Consider the following 14,812-nt stretch of genomic DNA (forward strand, 5'->3'; position numbering starts at 1 on the left):
CCGCCGGGACCGCCGCGGAAGCCGCCGCCAGCGCCGGCGCCACCGCCGCCACCGGGACGGAAGCCACCGCCACCGCCGCCACCGCCGCCACGGAAGCCACCGCCACCGCCGCCACCGCCGGGACGGAAGCCACCGCCACCGCCACCGGTGCGACCGCCGCCGCCACCGCCGCCACCGGGACCGCCACCGGGACGGCCTGGACCGCCGCCGCCAGCAGGACGCCCTGGCCGCTGGCTCGGCATGGAAGCCGGGCTGGGCCGCGGCGGCATCGACGCCGGACTCGGCCGCGGCGGCATCGACGCCGGGTTGGGCCGAGGCCCACCGGACGCTGCCGGACGCTGGCCGCTGGGCGTGATGCCGAACGGGTTGTTGCCGCCACTGCGCCCACCCGGACGGGGACCGGGTCGACCACCGGAGCCGGGCCCACCGGACCCACCGGGACCGGACGGGCGGGCCGCCGGCGAACCAGGCCGCGGCGGGATCGCACCCGGGCCGGGCCTCGGCCGGGTGGCGCCGTCGGCCGGCGGCTCGCGCCGGGCCGTGTCACGCTGCTGAGCAGCCTGCTGCGCGGCCTTGACCGCGGCCTCCTGCTCCTTCTTCAGCCGGGCCGCGCGTTCCTCCGCCGCGGCGACCTCGATGTCGTGGGCACTGGCCGGTTTCGCCACCGGGGTGGGTGACGGCGGCGCGGGCACCGGGCCACGCGGACGGCCACCCGCGGGAGCCGCGGGCGCTGCCGGTGACGTCGGCGATGCCACCGGCGACGACGGCGCCGATGGCGTCACGCGCCTCGGCGGTGCCGGTCGGGCCGACACCCGGGCCGCGGACGGCGCGGGGGCTGCCGGTGGGGCCGCCGGTGCGGCTGCCTCCCTCGGTGCCGCAGGCGCGCTGCTGCCTGCCGCGAACGCGCCACGCAGGCGCCGTGCGACGGGTGCCTCGACCGTGCTGGATGCGGACTTGACGAACTCGCCCATTTCTTTCAACTTGGCGAGAACGGTCTTACTTTCGACCCCGAGCTCTTTCGCAAGCTCGTGTACGCGGGCCTTGCCTGCCACTGCACTCCTCACTCCGAGGTCGTGCGGGCGGCACCCGCAGCGACCTCACTCCTGCACTTGAAGCCTGGTCATTTCAGCGACTTCATCGTGTGCTCATGTCGGTCGTCCTACCTTGCTCTGTCTGCGACCCTCGCCCGACCTGGTGGCCGGTCGTAGTGGTTACCGCACGGAGGTGCTCGGCCAGCGCACCGGTGTCAAGGACCCCGGTGACGCGAAGCGCCCTGCCAAAGGCACGACGCCGCTCCGCCAGCGCGAAGCAGGCCGGATCAGGATGCACATGTGCTCCCCGACCCGGCAGTCTACGGGTCGAATCGGGCATGAGGCTGTGGCCAGCCTCACTGGCGACCGCGACAACCCGCAGTAACTCAGCGGCCGGCGCACGTTGCCGGCAACCCACACAAGTACGTACCGGCCGCGCACGTCGTACCAACGGAAAGTCTACCCCTAAGCCTCGGCGACCGCTCCGCCCGGTTCGGTCGCGTGATCACTGCCGCCATGTCGCGGCGGTCCAGCCGCCGGCGGCTGGTCGGTATCGGACCGGATGTCGATCCGCCATCCGGTGAGGCGGGCGGCCAGGCGGGCGTTCTGCCCCTCACGGCCGATCGCCAGGGAAAGCTGGAAATCCGGGACGGTCACCCGGGCCGTGCGGGCCGCCGCGTCGACGACCTCCACGCGCAGGGCCTTGGCCGGTGAGAGGGCGTTGCCAACGAACGCGGCGGGGTCGTCCGACCAGTCGATGATGTCGATCTTCTCGCCGTGCAGCTCGCTCATGACCGCACGCACCCGCTGGCCCATGGGCCCGATGCACGCGCCCTTCGCGTTCACGCCGGACGCCGTCGAGCGGACGGCAATCTTGGTGCGGTGACCTGCCTCACGGGCGATCGCGGCGATCTCCACCGTGCCGTCGGCGATCTCCGGTACCTCCAGCGCGAAGAGCTTCTTGACGAGGTTCGGATGCGACCGGGAAAGGGTGATCTGCGGCCCCCGGAACCCCTTCGCGACGTGCACCACGACGCACCGGATCCGCTGGCCGTGCGCGTAGATCTCGCCGGGCACCTGCTCGGAGTGCGGCAGCACCGCCTCCAGCTTGCCGAGGTCGACGGTGACGATGCCCTTCTCCGTACGCGCCTCGTGCGCCTGCACCACACCGGTCACCAGGTCGCCGTCGCGCCCGACGTACTCACCGAAATGCACCTCATCGGTGGCCTCCCGCAGTCGCTGGAGGATCACCTGCTTGGCGGTCATCGCGGCGATGCGGCCGAAGTCGTGCGGCGTGTCGTCCCACTCCCGGACGACAGCGCCGTCAGCGTCAAACTCCTGCGCGTACACCAGGGCCGCGCCGGTCTTGCGGTCGATCTCCACCCGAGCGTGCGGCTGGGCGCCCTCGGTGTGCCGATACGCGGTCAGCAGTGCTGTCTCGATGGCCGCGAGAATCGTGTCGAACGGGATCTCCCGCTCGCGCTCCAAGGCGCGCAGGGCCGCGAGGTCGATGTTCACCTCTCCTCGTCCTCCTCGATCTCGTCGTCGACGTCTTCATCAAAGTCTGCGCCGGCCCGGGTGAACTCGACCTCGATCCGGCCGGGCCCGAGGTCGGCGTACGCCAACTCGTGCCGGACGCCCTCGACGTCGAGCACCACCCGCTCGTCGTCGGCCTCCTCGATCCGGCCGGTCAGCGGGCGGCCGGCCGCGGTCACCTTGACCAGCCGGCCGGTGTTGCGCCGCCAGTGCCGGGGCAGGCTCAGCGGCCGGCTGACCCCACGGGAGCCGACCTCCAGCTCGTACTCGCCGGGCAGCAGGTCACCCTCGGCTTCCTCGGCCGCGTCGAGCGCGGCGGACATCGCCCGGGACACGTCAGCGATCGCGTCGAGGCTCACCCCGCCGTCGCCGTCGATGGCCACCCGTACGACGTGACGCCGGCCGACCCGGGAGACGGCGAACTCCTCCAGGTCGTACCCGGCCGCAGCGACCACGGGCTCGACGGCGGCGCGAACGCGGTCGGCCGAGACTCGTGGCGGTACGCGGGTGGTGCGGCCACGCTCCGTCATCTCCGCACCCCTTTACCTCGGTGAAGCCCCTGCCAGCAGCCACGGCTTCGTGCCGCCGGACCCACGCGCCCGGTGGCTGCGCAGAGCGTAACGCGCCCACGCACCTTCGGACCGGCCGGCGCACCGACTTGGGGACCACTGGTACGGGTACGGCAGACTTGGCCGGTGCAAAGCTGGCCGAACGATCGACCGCACGCCGCCCACCGGACCAAGCGCCGGGGCGTGCTGCGCGCCACCCTCCTGGCGGTGGCCGCGTACCCACTCGCCGGGTGTGACGTCTTCGAATCCGAGCCGGAGCCGGCGGCCAGCCCGGACCCGCTCGCCCCATTGCTCGCCGCGACGCTCGACCTCGCTGCGCGGCACGAGGCGGCCATCGCCGCGTACCCCGCACTGGCCGACCGCCTGACCCCGGTACTGGAGGCGCACCGCCAGCACGCGACCGAGCTCGCCAAGGTGACGGGAGCGGCGAGCGCGTCGCCGGCGGCTCCCGCCGCGAGCGCGAGCGCGGCCCCGGCGGGCGACGCCACGGCCACCCTCGCCGCCCTGCGCACGGCCGAGCAGCAGGGCCAGAAGGCCGCCGCCGACGCCTGCCTCGCCGCGCCCGCCGCGCGGGCCGCCCTGCTCGGCTCGATCTCCGCCGCCCGCGCCACCCACCTGGAAGTCGTCCGATGAAGTACCTCACGAAAACGCTCCGCTCCGCTCCGCGTCTCCATGGGGGCCTCGCATGAGCACCTTTGCTGACGCCCTGGCCGCCGAGCACGCCGCGATCTACGCGTACGGGCCGATCGGGGTGCGGCTCGCGGACGCCGCCGCCACCGCCGCCCGCGCGGCCGAGGCGGCACACCGGTCGCGGCGTGACGCGCTGATCCTCAAGCTCGCGGGTGCGGGTACGACCCCGGCGCCGGCCGCGCCCGCGTACACGCTGCCCTTCCCGGTCACCGACCGGACGAGCGCACTCCGCCTCGCCGTGGAGATCGAGGATCGCACTGCGGCGGTCTGGCGGGCCTGCCTGCCGGGCACGACCGGCACCGACCGGGCAACCGCGTTGGCGGCAATGACCGATGCCGCGGTGCGCGCCACTCGCTGGCGCCGCACCGCGGGTGTCAAGCCAGCAGTCGTCCCGTTCCCCGGCCGCCCCGCCTAGGGCCGTGGCCGTCCCGCAGCCGTAATCCAGCACGAAGTTGCGGCTAAAACGTGACAAAGACGGTCCGACTTGCCTACGGCATACCGGGTATGCATACTCGGTAGCCATGTCCATCCGCCACGGTCTGCTCGCCTTGCTCGAGCGCGGCCCCATGTACGGCTACCAGCTCCGCGCCGCCTTCGAGGAGTCGACCGGTGCCACCTGGCCCCTCAACATCGGGCAGGTCTACACGACGCTCAACCGCCTGGAACGCGACGGTCTCGTCCGTCCGCTGCCGGAGAACGACGGGGGGCAGCGGCCATACGAAATCACCGAACCGGGACGGGCCGAACTCGCGGTCTGGTTCACCACCCCGATCAACCGCACCGACCGCCCGCGCGACGAGCTGGCGATCAAGCTGGCGCTCGCGATCACAACGCCGGGGGTCGACGTGAAGACGGTGGTGCAGACCCAGCGCACCGCGACCATGCGCGCGCTCCAGGAGTACACGCGGCTCAAGACCCGCGGCGAGGAGGGCATCGACCTGCCCTGGCGGCTGGTGCTCGACGCCATGATCTTCCAGGCCGAGGCCGAGGTGCGGTGGCTCGACCACTGCGAGGCCAGCCTGATCCGACATACCCGCACGCCCCGGCCCCAGTCCGCTGCGCCGAGTCCGGCGCCGGAACACAGCGAGGTGACGTCATGAACGTTCTGGAGATCCGCGACGCCTACCGCACGCACGGCACCGGCGAGGCGGCCGTGCACGCGTTGCGTGGCGTCACGCTGACCGTCAGGCCGGGCGAGCTGGTCGCCGTCATGGGACCGTCCGGTTCGGGCAAGTCCACCCTGCTCAACCTGGCCGGCGGGCTCGACCGGCCCAGCCGAGGCGAGGTGTTCGTCGAGGACCAGCAGATCGGCAGGATGTCGCGGCGCCAGCTCGCCGCGATGCGGCGGCGCTCGATCGGGTACGTCTTCCAGGACCTGAACCTGCTGCCCAGCCTGACCGCCGCGGAGAACGTGGCGCTCCCCCTCGAACTCGACGGGGTCAGCGTGCGCAAGGCGCGCCGCCTGGCCGTCACGGCGCTCGGCGAGGTCGGCCTGGGCGACCTCGCGCCGCGCTTCCCCGACGAGATGTCCGGCGGCCAGCAGCAGCGCGTGGCCATCGCCCGCGCGCTGATCGGCGACCGGCGACTCGTCCTGGCGGATGAGCCGACCGGCGCCCTCGACTCGCAGACCGGCGAGGCCGTGCTGCGGCTGCTGCGCGCCCGGGTGGACGCCGGCGCCGCCGGTGTACTGGTCACCCACGAGGCGCGGCACGCCGCCTGGGCCGATCGGGTGGTGTTCCTGCGCGACGGCGTCATCGTGGACACCTCCGGCCCGCTGGCCGAGGCCGAGCAGCTCCTGGAACCCGCCTCATGAGCGGGTTTGTGAACGGCTGGCGCACCGCGCTGCGGATCGCGAGCCGCGAGGCGCGGCGCGCCAAGGGCCGCTCGGCGCTCGTCGTCGCCATGATCATGCTGCCGGTACTGGCGCTGTCCTTCGCCGCGGCGAGCTATGACATGTTCAACCTGACGCCCGAGGAAGAGGCCAACCGGGAGCTCGGCACCGCCGACGCGCTGGTCGACTGGTCGTTCGCCGGGCCTGTGCGACAGGCACCCAACGGCGACGGCTACGGCTCGGACGGGAACCCTCGCACCGAACCGGTGAGCAGCACCGAACTGCTCGGTGCCCTGCCCGCCGGCAGCCGAATCCTGCAGGCGCAGGAGGGGCTCATCGACCTCCGCACCGCCAACGGCGTCGGCACCCTCAACGCCTATGGCGTGGACGCAGCCGACCCGCTGGTAGCCGGCTACGCCAAACTGCTGGACGGGCGCGCGCCCACCGGCGATGGCGAGTTGGCGGTCACCGAGAGGGCCATGAAGCGGCTCGGCGCCGGTATCGGCGACACCGTACGGAACGCCGACCGCACCCGCTCCTGGACGGTCACCGGGGTCGTCGAGATCCCCTCCGGGCTCCACGAGAACGTGGTGTTCCCGAGCGGCCACCTGCCCACGCGCGGCAGCGACTGGGGCGTGAACCGCTGGCTGTGGGACGCGCCCGGCCCGGTCACGTGGGAACAGGTCAAGCAGCTCAACCAGCGCGGCATGGTCGTCAAATCCCGCGCGGTCCTGCTCGACCCGCCGCCGGCCAGCGAGGTCGACAGCTCGTTCGGGAGCAGCGACGTCCGCGCCGAGGCGGTCGCCGTGGGCGGCCTGATCGCCGGTCTGGGCGTTCTCGAGGTGGTGCTGCTCGCCGGGCCGGCGTTCGCGGTCGGTGCCCGCCGCCGCCAGCGTGACCTGGCGCTCGTCGCCGCCAACGGCGGTACCCCGGCACACCTGCGCCGCATCGTGCTGGCTGACGGCGTCGTGCTCGGCGCTCTGGGCGCTGGTGCCGGGCTGGTGCTCGGCGTCGTGGCCGCGTTCGCGGGCCGCCCGCTGATCGAGGAGTACCTGACTCACGCGCGGGCCGGCGGGTACCGGATCTTCCCGCTCGCTCTGGTCGCCATCGCCGGCGTCGCGCTGCTGACCGGGCTGCTCGCGGCGCTCGTGCCCGCGTTCACCGCCGCTCGCGCCGACGTCGTGGCCGCCCTTACCGGGCGGCGGGGCGTCATGCGGTCCCGCAAGCGGTGGCTGGTGCTCGGCATCGCGCTCGCCGTGATCGGCACCGCCACCGCGACGCTCGGCGCCTGGCGGGTCTCGTCGAACATGATCCTGGTCGGTCTGGTCGTTGGCGAGCTGGGACTGGTGCTGTGCACGCCGTCGCTGGTCGGGCTGATCGCCCGGCTCGGCCGCGTGCTGCCGCTCTCGCCGCGGATCGCGCTGCGTGACACCGCGCGCAACCGGGCCGCCGCAGCACCCGCGATCGCCGCCGTCATGGCGGCCGTGGCCGGCAGCGTCGCCTTGGGCGTCGTGCTCACCGCTGAAGAGGACCGCAACCGGCTCGGGTACCGGCCGACCCTGGTGACCGGCAACGTGCTGGTCCAGTACTACGCGACGAGCCCGGCCGACGCCACGCACAAGGCGCCGGACGTGAACCGGGTCGCGGCGATCGTCAAGGATTCGCTGCCGACCAGCGAGGTCGTCCCGCTCGCAAGGGTGATCTGCCCCGCCGGCACGGCGCCGGAGGCGTTCTGCGGCGCCAGTCCCCGCATCCCCAAGGAGCGGACCTGCCCATGGTCGGAGGCGAGCGGCCCGCTGACCCGCGACGAGCAGCGGGCCGCCCGCAAGGACTCCCGGTGCGATCACAGTTACGGCTGGAGCACCGGTGGGTACGGGTTGGCCGTCGGTGGGCCGGAGGTCGTGAGCGCCCTGACCGGGGCCACCGGCGACGATCTCGCCCGCGCGAAGGCAACCCTGGAGGCCGGGGGCGCCCTCGTCGACGACGCGAAGTACATCGTGGACGGCAACGTGACCCTGGAGCTCTACGACCCGTCCACCGACGGCACCATCACGCCGGAAAGCCAGCAGAAGCTGCGCACCATCACGGTGCCCGGATACGCCGTGAGGACCGGCACACCGCTGTCCGGCACGGTGATCTCGCCGGGCGCGCTGAGCAAGTCCGGGTTCGCCCACGAGCCGCACGGTCTCGTCGTCGCCACCAGCCGGATGCCCAGCCAGGCCGAGCGCGACCAGCTGGCCGCTGGGCTGCGCGACCTGGACCCGGGCCTGCATTACAGCGTGGAGACCGGGCCGCCGCGCGGCAGCGACGACCCGACCCTGCTGATCCTGGCGGTGGCGGCCGGGCTGATCACGCTGGGTGCGGCGAGCATCGCGACCGGCCTCGCCGCCGCGGACGGCCGTGCGGACCTGTCCACCCTCGCGGCGGTCGGGGCCAGTCCAGGGGTACGCCGGCGCCTGTCGCTCAGTCAGTCGGGTGTCATCGCCGGGCTCGGCTCGGTGCTCGGGGTGCTCGCCGGCCTCGGCGCTTCGGCGGCGGTGCTGTACGCCTTCAACCGGGCCAGCGCGGACATGTTCCCGGCCGAGCAGCCGTACCCGATCGGCGTGCCGTGGGACTCGCTCGCCGTCGTCCTCGTGGTGCCGCTGCTGGCGATGCTCGGGGCGGGCCTGCTGACCCGCTCCCGGCTGCCGATCGAACGACGCCGTTTGACGTAGTCCACACTGTGCCGATGGCAGGTATCCGTTCCCTCGCCCGCCGGCTCGGTGGAGCCGCGTGGTTCGCCAATACCGGCCGGATCCTGGTGCCGGCCGACCGTCTGGTCGGCCGGCTCACCGGCGGTCGCGTCGTCGCGCTCGGCATCGTCCCCTCGCTGCTGCTCACCACCACGGGCCGGCGCTCGGGGCAGCTCCGCACGCAGCCCCTGCTGTTCGTGCCGGACGGCGACGGGTGGGTGGTGACCGGCTCGAACTGGGGCCAGACCCACCAGCCGGCCTGGGCGCTCAACCTGCTCGCCAACCCTCGGGCCACCGTGACGGTGAAGGGGCGGCGGATACCGGTCGAGGCGCACCTCGCCACGGGCCCCGAGCGCGAGCGCCTGTGGCGGCTCGTCACGACCGAGTGGCCGCCGTACGAGGCGTACGTTAAGCGGGCCGGCGGGCGCGAGATCCACGTGTTCCGCCTGGCGCCACGCACCTCGTGAAATGCGCATGTCCGCGTAAGCGCAGCCCAGCGGCCACCATCCCTTCCATGCGCTCGACGAGATTGACCCCCGGTCATCGCGAACGAGGCAGCCGGCACCCGACGCCCTGCTGCGCCGACCATCACTAGGGCGCATCACTAGGGCGCATCACTAGGGCGCGGACGTCACCTCCAGGCGGGCAGCCGATTCCGGCACCAGTCCCAATTGGACGGTCTGGCGCGGTAGGACGGCGTCGAGCGCCCAGTCGACGGCGGTGCGCAGCCGGTTGCCCGGCATCGCCAGCAGGTGGTAGCCCGACGTGACTAGCTTGGCGGGCGGCCCGGCGAGCGGGATCCGCAGCGGGTTGGCGGTCGCCTGCCAGCCCCCGAGGTCCACCACGAACCCGAGGTCAGTGTGCTTGTACGCCCGCTTTTGTTTCCGGCCGTAGGACGCGGCGACATTGTGCGCGGCGAGCCTGCCCTGCCGGCTGGCGTGCTGCGCGGTCATCGTGGTGATCTCACCGGGCCGGGTCAGGTCGGGCACCGCCGCCGCGTCGCCGCACGCGAACACCTCCGGGTGACCGGGCACGTTGAGGTACTCGTCGACCACCAGCCGCCCCTTCGTGGTGGGCAGGCCGAGGTCGGCTACCAGCGGATCCGGCCGTACTCCGACGCACCAGACCAGCGTGCGGGTCGGCACGAACTCGCCGTCCGTGAGGTGTACGCCGTCGTGGGTGGCCTCCTTGACCGAGGTGCCCATGCGCACGTCGACGTCGCGCTCGCGCAGCACCTTGGCGGCGGTCGTCGACAGCCGCGGGTCCAACTCCGGCAGCACCCGGTCGGCGACGTCGAGCAGCAGCCAGCGCACCGGCTGGTCGAGCAGCCGGCGGTGCGCCTTGATCAGGTCGCCGGTGAAGAGCGCGCCGTGCGCCGCGACCTCGGTACCCGTGTAGCCGGCACCGACCACGACGAACGTGCACCGGGCGGTCCGCTCCTTCGGGTCATCGGTCAGGTCGGCCATCTCGATCTGGCGGGTAACGTGGTCGCGCAGGTACAGCGCCTCCGGCAGGCCGCGGAAGCCGTGCGCGTGCTCGGCGACCCCGGGAATCGGCAACAGCTTGTTGACGCTGCCGGCGGCGAGCACGAGCCGGTTGTACCCCATGTCGCGGTACACGCCCTCGGCATCGGAGTAGATCACCTTGCGCCGCTCCAGGTCGATGCCGGTCGCCTCGCCGAGCACCAGCCGGACGCCCGGCAGCGTCGCCGGCAGAGACACCGACACCCGCCGCGGCTCCAGCACTCCGGTCGCCACTTCGGGCAGCAACGGTACGTAGAGAAAATAGTCGGTCGGGTTCAGCAGCACGATCTCGGCCGCGCCCCGGGCGAGCCTGCTCAGCTTGCGGGCAGCCTGGTACCCGGCGAAGCCGGCACCGATGATCACGATCTTTGGTCGGCTCATCTGCCCGCCCTACCCGGGCGGTCGGGGATCAAACTTCCTGGCACTATCGGTCACATGCGCCGCCTCGTCATGTGGGACATCGACCACACGCTCATGGACGCCGGCAGGGCGGGGCCGCTCGCCTGCGCCGCCGCATTCACCGCGGTCACCGGACTGCCGCACCGCGAGACGGCGCTGATGGCCGGACGGACCGACCGGGACATCGCGATGCAGACGTTCACGCTGCACGGCATAGCCGACTGCGAGCCGCACCTCGACGGCTTCTTCGACGTGGTAGTCGCCGAATTCCTCGCCCGCCGGCACCTGCTGCGCGAGCAGGGCCGCCTGCTGCCGGGCGTGCCGGACGTGCTGACCGCGCTCGGCGGCCGGCCGCACGTGGTGCAGACCCTGGTCACCGGCAACCTACGACCGATAGCCGAGGCCAAGCTCGCCGAGTTCGGGCTGACCGGGCTGGTCGACGTGGAGATCGGCGGGTACGGCACCGAAGACGTCGTACGCGCCACTCTGGTGCGGGGCAGCCTGGAGCGGGCCACCGCGCGGCACGGCGAGTTCAGCTCCGCCGACGTGTTCGTGGTCGGCGACACCGTGCACGACGTGACCGCCGCACTGGCCAACGGCGTCACGGCGATCGCGGTCGCCACCGGCGGCACCACCGCCGCTGACCTGGCCGCCGCCGGGGCTCACGTGGTGCTCGACGACCTGGGCGACGTCGATGCGGTCGTGCGACTGCTCGCGGGGGCACCCGACTGACGTTGGGTCACCGTACCCTTACCGGATGACCGTGAATCGACGCACGTTGATCAAGGCCGCCGGTGCCGCGCCCTTGGCACTGGCTGTCACACCGCCTTCTGGGCGGCCGCCCGTCACGGTGCGGGTCGCGACCCCATTCGCGGCCGGGCACATCCTGGCCGACACCGCGCTGAAGTTCAAAGAGCTGCTCGAAGCCGACACGCGCGGGCGGCTCACCGTCGAAGTGGCGACGTCGGTGCTCAACGAGCAGACCATCAACCCGGCGATGATCCCGTGCGACCCCGCCGAGCGGGTCGCCGACATCATCCTCACGGGCGGCCAGCCGATCCAGGACTACGCCCCGGCGTACTTCTTCTTCAACGGGCCGTACGTCATCCAGGACTACGCCCACTTCCTGCGCGTCTGGGGCAGCCACCTCGGTGCCGAGGCGCGGGCGCTGGTCAGATCCGGTGGCAACCTGGTCTCGCTGGGCACGGTATACAGGGGCTTCCGGCAGTTCACGTCGAACAGGCCGATCGTGGTGCCCGCCGACCTCGCCGGCATCAAGCTGCGACTCCCGCCCGTCCCCGACTGGGTCACGGTGTGGCGTGCGCTCGGCGTAACGCCCGTCGAGGTGCCACTGACCGGCATCTACGAGGCCCTGCGCACGGGCGTGGCAGAGGCTTCGGAAGGCGACCTGACCCAGATCTCCTCGCTGCGCCTTTACGAGGTGCAGTCGCACCTCACGCTCACCGGCCACCTGGTCGGCTTCGGGCTGGCCGCCGCCAACACGTGCTTCCTGCGCGACGTGCCATGGCCGCACAAGGTGCGGCGGGCGATGCGCGGCGCCACCGAGTGGGCCAGCCAGTCGATGGCGGATCGGGAAGCGGGCCTACAGACCCAGCTGGAGCAGGCCGGCATGACCGTGGTGACCCCCGACGCCGCCGCGATCGAGGCCGCCGCCCGCCCCGCGATCAACGACCTCTTCGCAACAAAGTGGACGGTGACAACCTGGGACGAGGTCCTCTCCCTCTAACCCCTCCCACCCCCTCACCCCCTCTGGCCCCTCCCCGCCGTCTCGCCTCTCCCCGCCGTCTCGCCCCTCTCTCCGCGTCTCGCCCCTCTCGCCGCCTCTGGCGCCTTACCCTGCGTCTCGCGCCTCTCGCCGTCGATCAAGGGCGAACGCATGTGGTTTGATCTCTTTTCCACGTGCGTTTGCCCTTGATCCGTGGTTTGCCCTCGATCGACGAACGTCTGATCACCCCTACGCGGAGGCACACTAGCTGCGGGAAAGCGCCACCCCGTCCGAACAGCGAGGGTCGATCATGTTTTGATGGGGTCATGCCGGTACAGCCCGACCCCGACACTCGCCGTGGGCAGCCCACGCGGCGGCCGGCGGGGCCACGCACCAAGTGGGTGCCGGTGGAGGAGCTTTCGCCGCTGGCCCGCGCCCTGCTCAGCGAGGATCTGGGCGGCCGCGATGTGGTGCCCGCGCACGTGGCCAGCCGGGTGACGGCGCAGGCAGACGAGTGGAGCGCGCACGGCTTCGACGCGGAAACCCTCCGCCCATGGCAGGACATGGACCCGGCCACGGCCGCCTACCTTGTGCAGCGCGGCGTCGAACCGCGAGTGCTGGACCTGCCGGTGGCCGCGTTCGCGAACGCGCAGCCGGTGCCGCTGCGGCTGGCGATCACCACCGGCCGGATCACGGTGGAGCGGGCGTACGAGTTGCTGGTGCTGACCGGCGAACACCAGGAGCCCAGACCACCCGCCCTACAGTCGCCGGTGACGCCCGCCGCACCACGCACGGCCGAACCCTCCAAACCGGCCCCAAAGGTGACGCCGGTCCTGTTCTCTCACGCCACGATCCCCACCGACGACCTCCCCTAACGACCAGCCCCACCGCGCGGCCCTGTCCCGCCAAGCCCTTCGCGGCCGCCGACGACGCTGGCGCTCCAAGATCAGGCGGGTACTCGTGCGTGACGCCCAGCCCGCGTCAAGCGGGCGGCGGACGCTCCCACCCGTGTCGCTGTCGGCGGCGGCCTGAGGCCGCGTCGATCAAGGAAATCTGCATGGATCAAGGGCAAACGCACGCGGAAAAGAGATCAAACCCCGTGCGTTTGCCCTTGATCGACGGACAGAGGGGCGCCGGCCGGTGCGGCGCGGCGCGGCGCGGCTACTGAGTGGGTGGGGGGACTGGGTTGGGGAGGGCGCCGCCGAAGCGGCGGTCGCGTTGGGCGTACAACTCGCAGGCGTACCACAGGTGCCGGCGGTCGAAGTCGGGCCACAGCGTGTCCAGGAAGACCATCTCGGCGTACGCGCTCTGCCAAAGCAGGAAGTTCGACGTGCGCTGCTCCCCCGACGGCCGCAGGAAGAGGTCCACTTCGGGCACTTCCGGGTGGTACAGGTATCGCGCGACCATCTTCTCGTTGACCTTGTCAGGGTCGACCTTTCCGGCCGCCACATCCCGCGCGATAGCGGCCGCCGCGTCAGCGATTTCGGCCTGCCCGCCATAGTTGACGCAGAACTGCAGGGTCAGCATCGAGTTGTGCCGCGACATCTGCTCGGCGGTCACCAGCTCGGAGATCACGCTCTTCCACAACCTGCCGGGCCGGCCCGACCACACGACCCGGACGCCCAGGTCGACGAGCTGGTCGCGGCGGCGCCGGATGACGTCGCGGTTGAAGCCCATCAGGAAGCGGACCTCGTCGGGCGAGCGCCGCCAGTTCTCGGTCGAGAAGGCGTACGCCGACAGGTAGGGGATGCCCAGCTCGATGGCGCCCTCGATCGCGTCGAAGAGCGAGTATTCGCCCTGCTCGTGCCCCCTTGTCCGGGGTAGGCCGCGCTCCTTGGCCCACCGGCCGTTGCCGTCCATCACCATCGCCACGTGCCGCGGCAGGCTGTCTTTCGGCAGTGCGGGTGGGCGGGCACCCGACGGGTGTGGCGTCGGCGGGACGAGCTCCCGGCGAAGCGAACGGATCACGGTCAACCCCTATCGACGAGCGGCAGCGAGCGTAACCCGCGCTCCAGGTGCCACTGCAAATGCGCCGCGACCAGGCCGCTGCACTCGCGCCGGGTCGCATTTTCCGCGCCGTCGGCTAGCCGCCAGTTGCCGGACGTCAGGGCGGACATCAGGTCGATGGTGGCGGGTGCGGGGTGCGCCGCTCCCGGCGGCCGGCAGTCGGGGCAGACGCACCCGCCGGCGGGTACCGAGAAGGCGCCGTGCCGCCCGGGGGTGCCGCAGACCGCGCACTCGACCAGCGCGGGCGCCCAGCCGGCGAGCCCCATGCCCCGCAGCAGGTACGCGTCGAGGATCAGCGTGCTGGCGTGGGCCCCCTCGGCGAGCGCGCGCAAGGCGCCCAGGGTCAGCAGGAACAGCCGCAGCGTCGGCTCGGCCTCCACCGGGGTGAGCCGCTCGGCCGTCTCGGCGATCGCGCTGGCCGTCGTGTATCGGGGGTAGTCGTCAAGGAACCGCTTGGCGTACAGCTCGATGCCCTCGACCTGCCGCACGGTGTGCAGCCCTGTGCCCTCGGCGAGCTGCAGGTCGACGTGCCCGAACGGCTCCAGCCGGCCGCCGAACCGCGACGTGGTTCGCCGTACGCCCCGCGCGACTGCCCGGATGCGGCCGTGCCGGCGGGTCAGCAGCGTGATGATCCGATCGGACTCGCCCAGTTTCTGCACGCGCAGCACCACCGCGTCGTCGCGGTAGAGCGGCTTGCTGTATCCGGGCACGGCACCATTCTGCCCCCACAGAACTCAGGGTCTTATCGGGTGGTGATCCTGATGTGCC

The 14,812-nt window shown here is 72.3% G+C and carries 15 protein-coding genes and 1 pseudogene; 9 read left to right on the plus strand and 7 right to left on the minus strand.

From position 1 onward, the window contains the following. The 4 genes and pseudogenes from V6V89_RS26815 to rimP all read right to left on the minus strand — a co-directional run. Positions 1-1,052, minus strand: a 1,052-nt coding sequence (locus V6V89_RS26815; protein WP_334622151.1) for a translation initiation factor IF-2 N-terminal domain-containing protein, incomplete at its 3' end; no start/stop codon positions are given. A gap of 93 nt (positions 1,053-1,145) precedes the next feature. After that, positions 1,146-1,482, minus strand: a pseudogene (locus tag V6V89_RS26820) (YlxR family protein). Positions 1,483-1,496: 14 nt separating this feature from the next. Further along, a complete protein-coding gene (gene nusA / locus V6V89_RS26825) occupies positions 1,497-2,549 on the minus strand; it encodes a transcription termination factor NusA (RefSeq protein ID WP_334622152.1) in 1,053 nt (350 codons plus the stop codon). Next, entirely contained in the window at positions 2,546-3,097 is a 552-nt protein-coding gene (gene rimP, locus V6V89_RS26830) for a ribosome maturation factor RimP (RefSeq protein WP_334622153.1), read from the minus strand. Before rimP ends, nusA begins: the two co-directional genes overlap by 4 nt. Positions 3,098-3,319: 222 nt before the next feature. Here rimP and V6V89_RS26835 point away from each other — a divergent pair, with 222 nt between their 5' ends. The 6 genes from V6V89_RS26835 to V6V89_RS26860 all read left to right on the plus strand — a co-directional run bounded on the left by V6V89_RS26835 (position 3,320) and on the right by V6V89_RS26860 (position 8,856). Beyond that, on the plus strand, positions 3,320-3,769 hold the full coding sequence (locus tag V6V89_RS26835; RefSeq protein WP_334622236.1) for a hypothetical protein: 450 nt from the start codon (positions 3,320-3,322) through the stop codon (positions 3,767-3,769). A 52-nt stretch (positions 3,770-3,821) separates the two neighbouring features. Continuing rightward, positions 3,822-4,241, plus strand: a complete 420-nt coding sequence (locus V6V89_RS26840) for a ferritin-like domain-containing protein (RefSeq protein WP_334622154.1) — start codon at positions 3,822-3,824, stop codon at positions 4,239-4,241. A 106-nt stretch (positions 4,242-4,347) separates the two neighbouring features. Then, positions 4,348-4,926: a PadR family transcriptional regulator gene (locus tag V6V89_RS26845; protein ID WP_334622155.1), complete on the plus strand. Its 579-nt coding sequence runs from the start codon at positions 4,348-4,350 to the stop codon at positions 4,924-4,926. After that, positions 4,923-5,639, plus strand: a complete 717-nt coding sequence (locus tag V6V89_RS26850; protein ID WP_334622156.1) for an ABC transporter ATP-binding protein — start codon at positions 4,923-4,925, stop codon at positions 5,637-5,639. The genes V6V89_RS26845 and V6V89_RS26850 overlap by 4 nt, the downstream gene beginning before the upstream one ends. Continuing rightward, a complete protein-coding gene (locus V6V89_RS26855) occupies positions 5,636-8,371 on the plus strand; it encodes an FtsX-like permease family protein (RefSeq protein WP_334622157.1) in 2,736 nt (911 codons plus the stop codon). The genes V6V89_RS26850 and V6V89_RS26855 overlap by 4 nt, the downstream gene beginning before the upstream one ends. A gap of 14 nt (positions 8,372-8,385) precedes the next feature. Then, a complete protein-coding gene (locus V6V89_RS26860) occupies positions 8,386-8,856 on the plus strand; it encodes a nitroreductase/quinone reductase family protein (protein ID WP_334622159.1) in 471 nt (156 codons plus the stop codon). Between the two features lie 150 nt (positions 8,857-9,006). Here V6V89_RS26860 and V6V89_RS26865 read toward each other — a convergent pair whose 3' ends face one another. Further along, the gene (locus tag V6V89_RS26865; RefSeq protein WP_334622160.1) at positions 9,007-10,293 is read right to left on the minus strand and encodes an NAD(P)/FAD-dependent oxidoreductase; all 1,287 of its coding nucleotides are present in this window, start codon (positions 10,291-10,293) and stop codon (positions 9,007-9,009) included. 54 nt (positions 10,294-10,347) lie between these two features. Between V6V89_RS26865 and V6V89_RS26870 the strand changes: the two genes are divergently transcribed. The 3 genes from V6V89_RS26870 to V6V89_RS26880 all read left to right on the plus strand — a co-directional run bounded on the left by V6V89_RS26870 (position 10,348) and on the right by V6V89_RS26880 (position 12,912). After that, positions 10,348-11,043, plus strand: coding sequence for an HAD family hydrolase (locus V6V89_RS26870; RefSeq protein WP_334622161.1), 696 nt, complete (start codon positions 10,348-10,350; stop codon positions 11,041-11,043). 25 nt (positions 11,044-11,068) lie between these two features. Continuing rightward, positions 11,069-12,058, plus strand: coding sequence for a TRAP transporter substrate-binding protein (locus tag V6V89_RS26875; protein ID WP_334622162.1), 990 nt, complete (start codon positions 11,069-11,071; stop codon positions 12,056-12,058). A gap of 305 nt (positions 12,059-12,363) precedes the next feature. Further along, positions 12,364-12,912 carry a hypothetical protein gene (locus V6V89_RS26880; protein WP_334622164.1) on the plus strand — a complete coding sequence of 183 codons (549 nt, stop codon included), beginning with the start codon at positions 12,364-12,366 and terminating at the stop codon, positions 12,910-12,912. Positions 12,913-13,198: 286 nt separating this feature from the next. Here the strand turns inward: V6V89_RS26880 and V6V89_RS26885 are convergent, their stop codons facing one another. Then, positions 13,199-14,005 (minus strand): isoprenyl transferase, encoded by an 807-nt coding sequence (locus tag V6V89_RS26885; protein WP_334622165.1) that lies wholly within the window; start codon positions 14,003-14,005, stop codon positions 13,199-13,201. Positions 14,006-14,007: 2 nt separating this feature from the next. After that, positions 14,008-14,754, minus strand: coding sequence for a DNA repair protein RecO (gene recO / locus V6V89_RS26890; RefSeq protein WP_334622166.1), 747 nt, complete (start codon positions 14,752-14,754; stop codon positions 14,008-14,010). Positions 14,755-14,812: the final 58 nt, after the last annotated feature.

This window comes from Micromonospora sp. CPCC 206061 (assembly GCF_036906915.1).
Lineage (GTDB): Bacteria > Actinomycetota > Actinomycetes > Mycobacteriales > Micromonosporaceae > Phytohabitans.

What these genes read in the sequence shown, in the direction of transcription:
- rimP (WP_334622153.1), bottom strand. Translation starts at nt 3,097, where the DNA reads ATGACGGAGCGTGGCCGCACCACCCGCGTACCGCCACGAGTCTCGGCC.
- V6V89_RS26840 (WP_334622154.1), top strand. Translation starts at nt 3,822, where the DNA reads ATGAGCACCTTTGCTGACGCCCTGGCCGCCGAGCACGCCGCGATCTAC.
- V6V89_RS26845 (WP_334622155.1), top strand. Translation starts at nt 4,348, where the DNA reads ATGTCCATCCGCCACGGTCTGCTCGCCTTGCTCGAGCGCGGCCCCATG.
- V6V89_RS26850 (WP_334622156.1), top strand. Translation starts at nt 4,923, where the DNA reads ATGAACGTTCTGGAGATCCGCGACGCCTACCGCACGCACGGCACCGGC.
- V6V89_RS26855 (WP_334622157.1), top strand. Translation starts at nt 5,636, where the DNA reads ATGAGCGGGTTTGTGAACGGCTGGCGCACCGCGCTGCGGATCGCGAGC.
- V6V89_RS26860 (WP_334622159.1), top strand. Translation starts at nt 8,386, where the DNA reads ATGGCAGGTATCCGTTCCCTCGCCCGCCGGCTCGGTGGAGCCGCGTGG.
- V6V89_RS26865 (WP_334622160.1), bottom strand. Translation starts at nt 10,293, where the DNA reads ATGAGCCGACCAAAGATCGTGATCATCGGTGCCGGCTTCGCCGGGTAC.
- V6V89_RS26870 (WP_334622161.1), top strand. Translation starts at nt 10,348, where the DNA reads ATGCGCCGCCTCGTCATGTGGGACATCGACCACACGCTCATGGACGCC.
- V6V89_RS26875 (WP_334622162.1), top strand. Translation starts at nt 11,069, where the DNA reads ATGACCGTGAATCGACGCACGTTGATCAAGGCCGCCGGTGCCGCGCCC.
- V6V89_RS26880 (WP_334622164.1), top strand. Translation starts at nt 12,364, where the DNA reads ATGCCGGTACAGCCCGACCCCGACACTCGCCGTGGGCAGCCCACGCGG.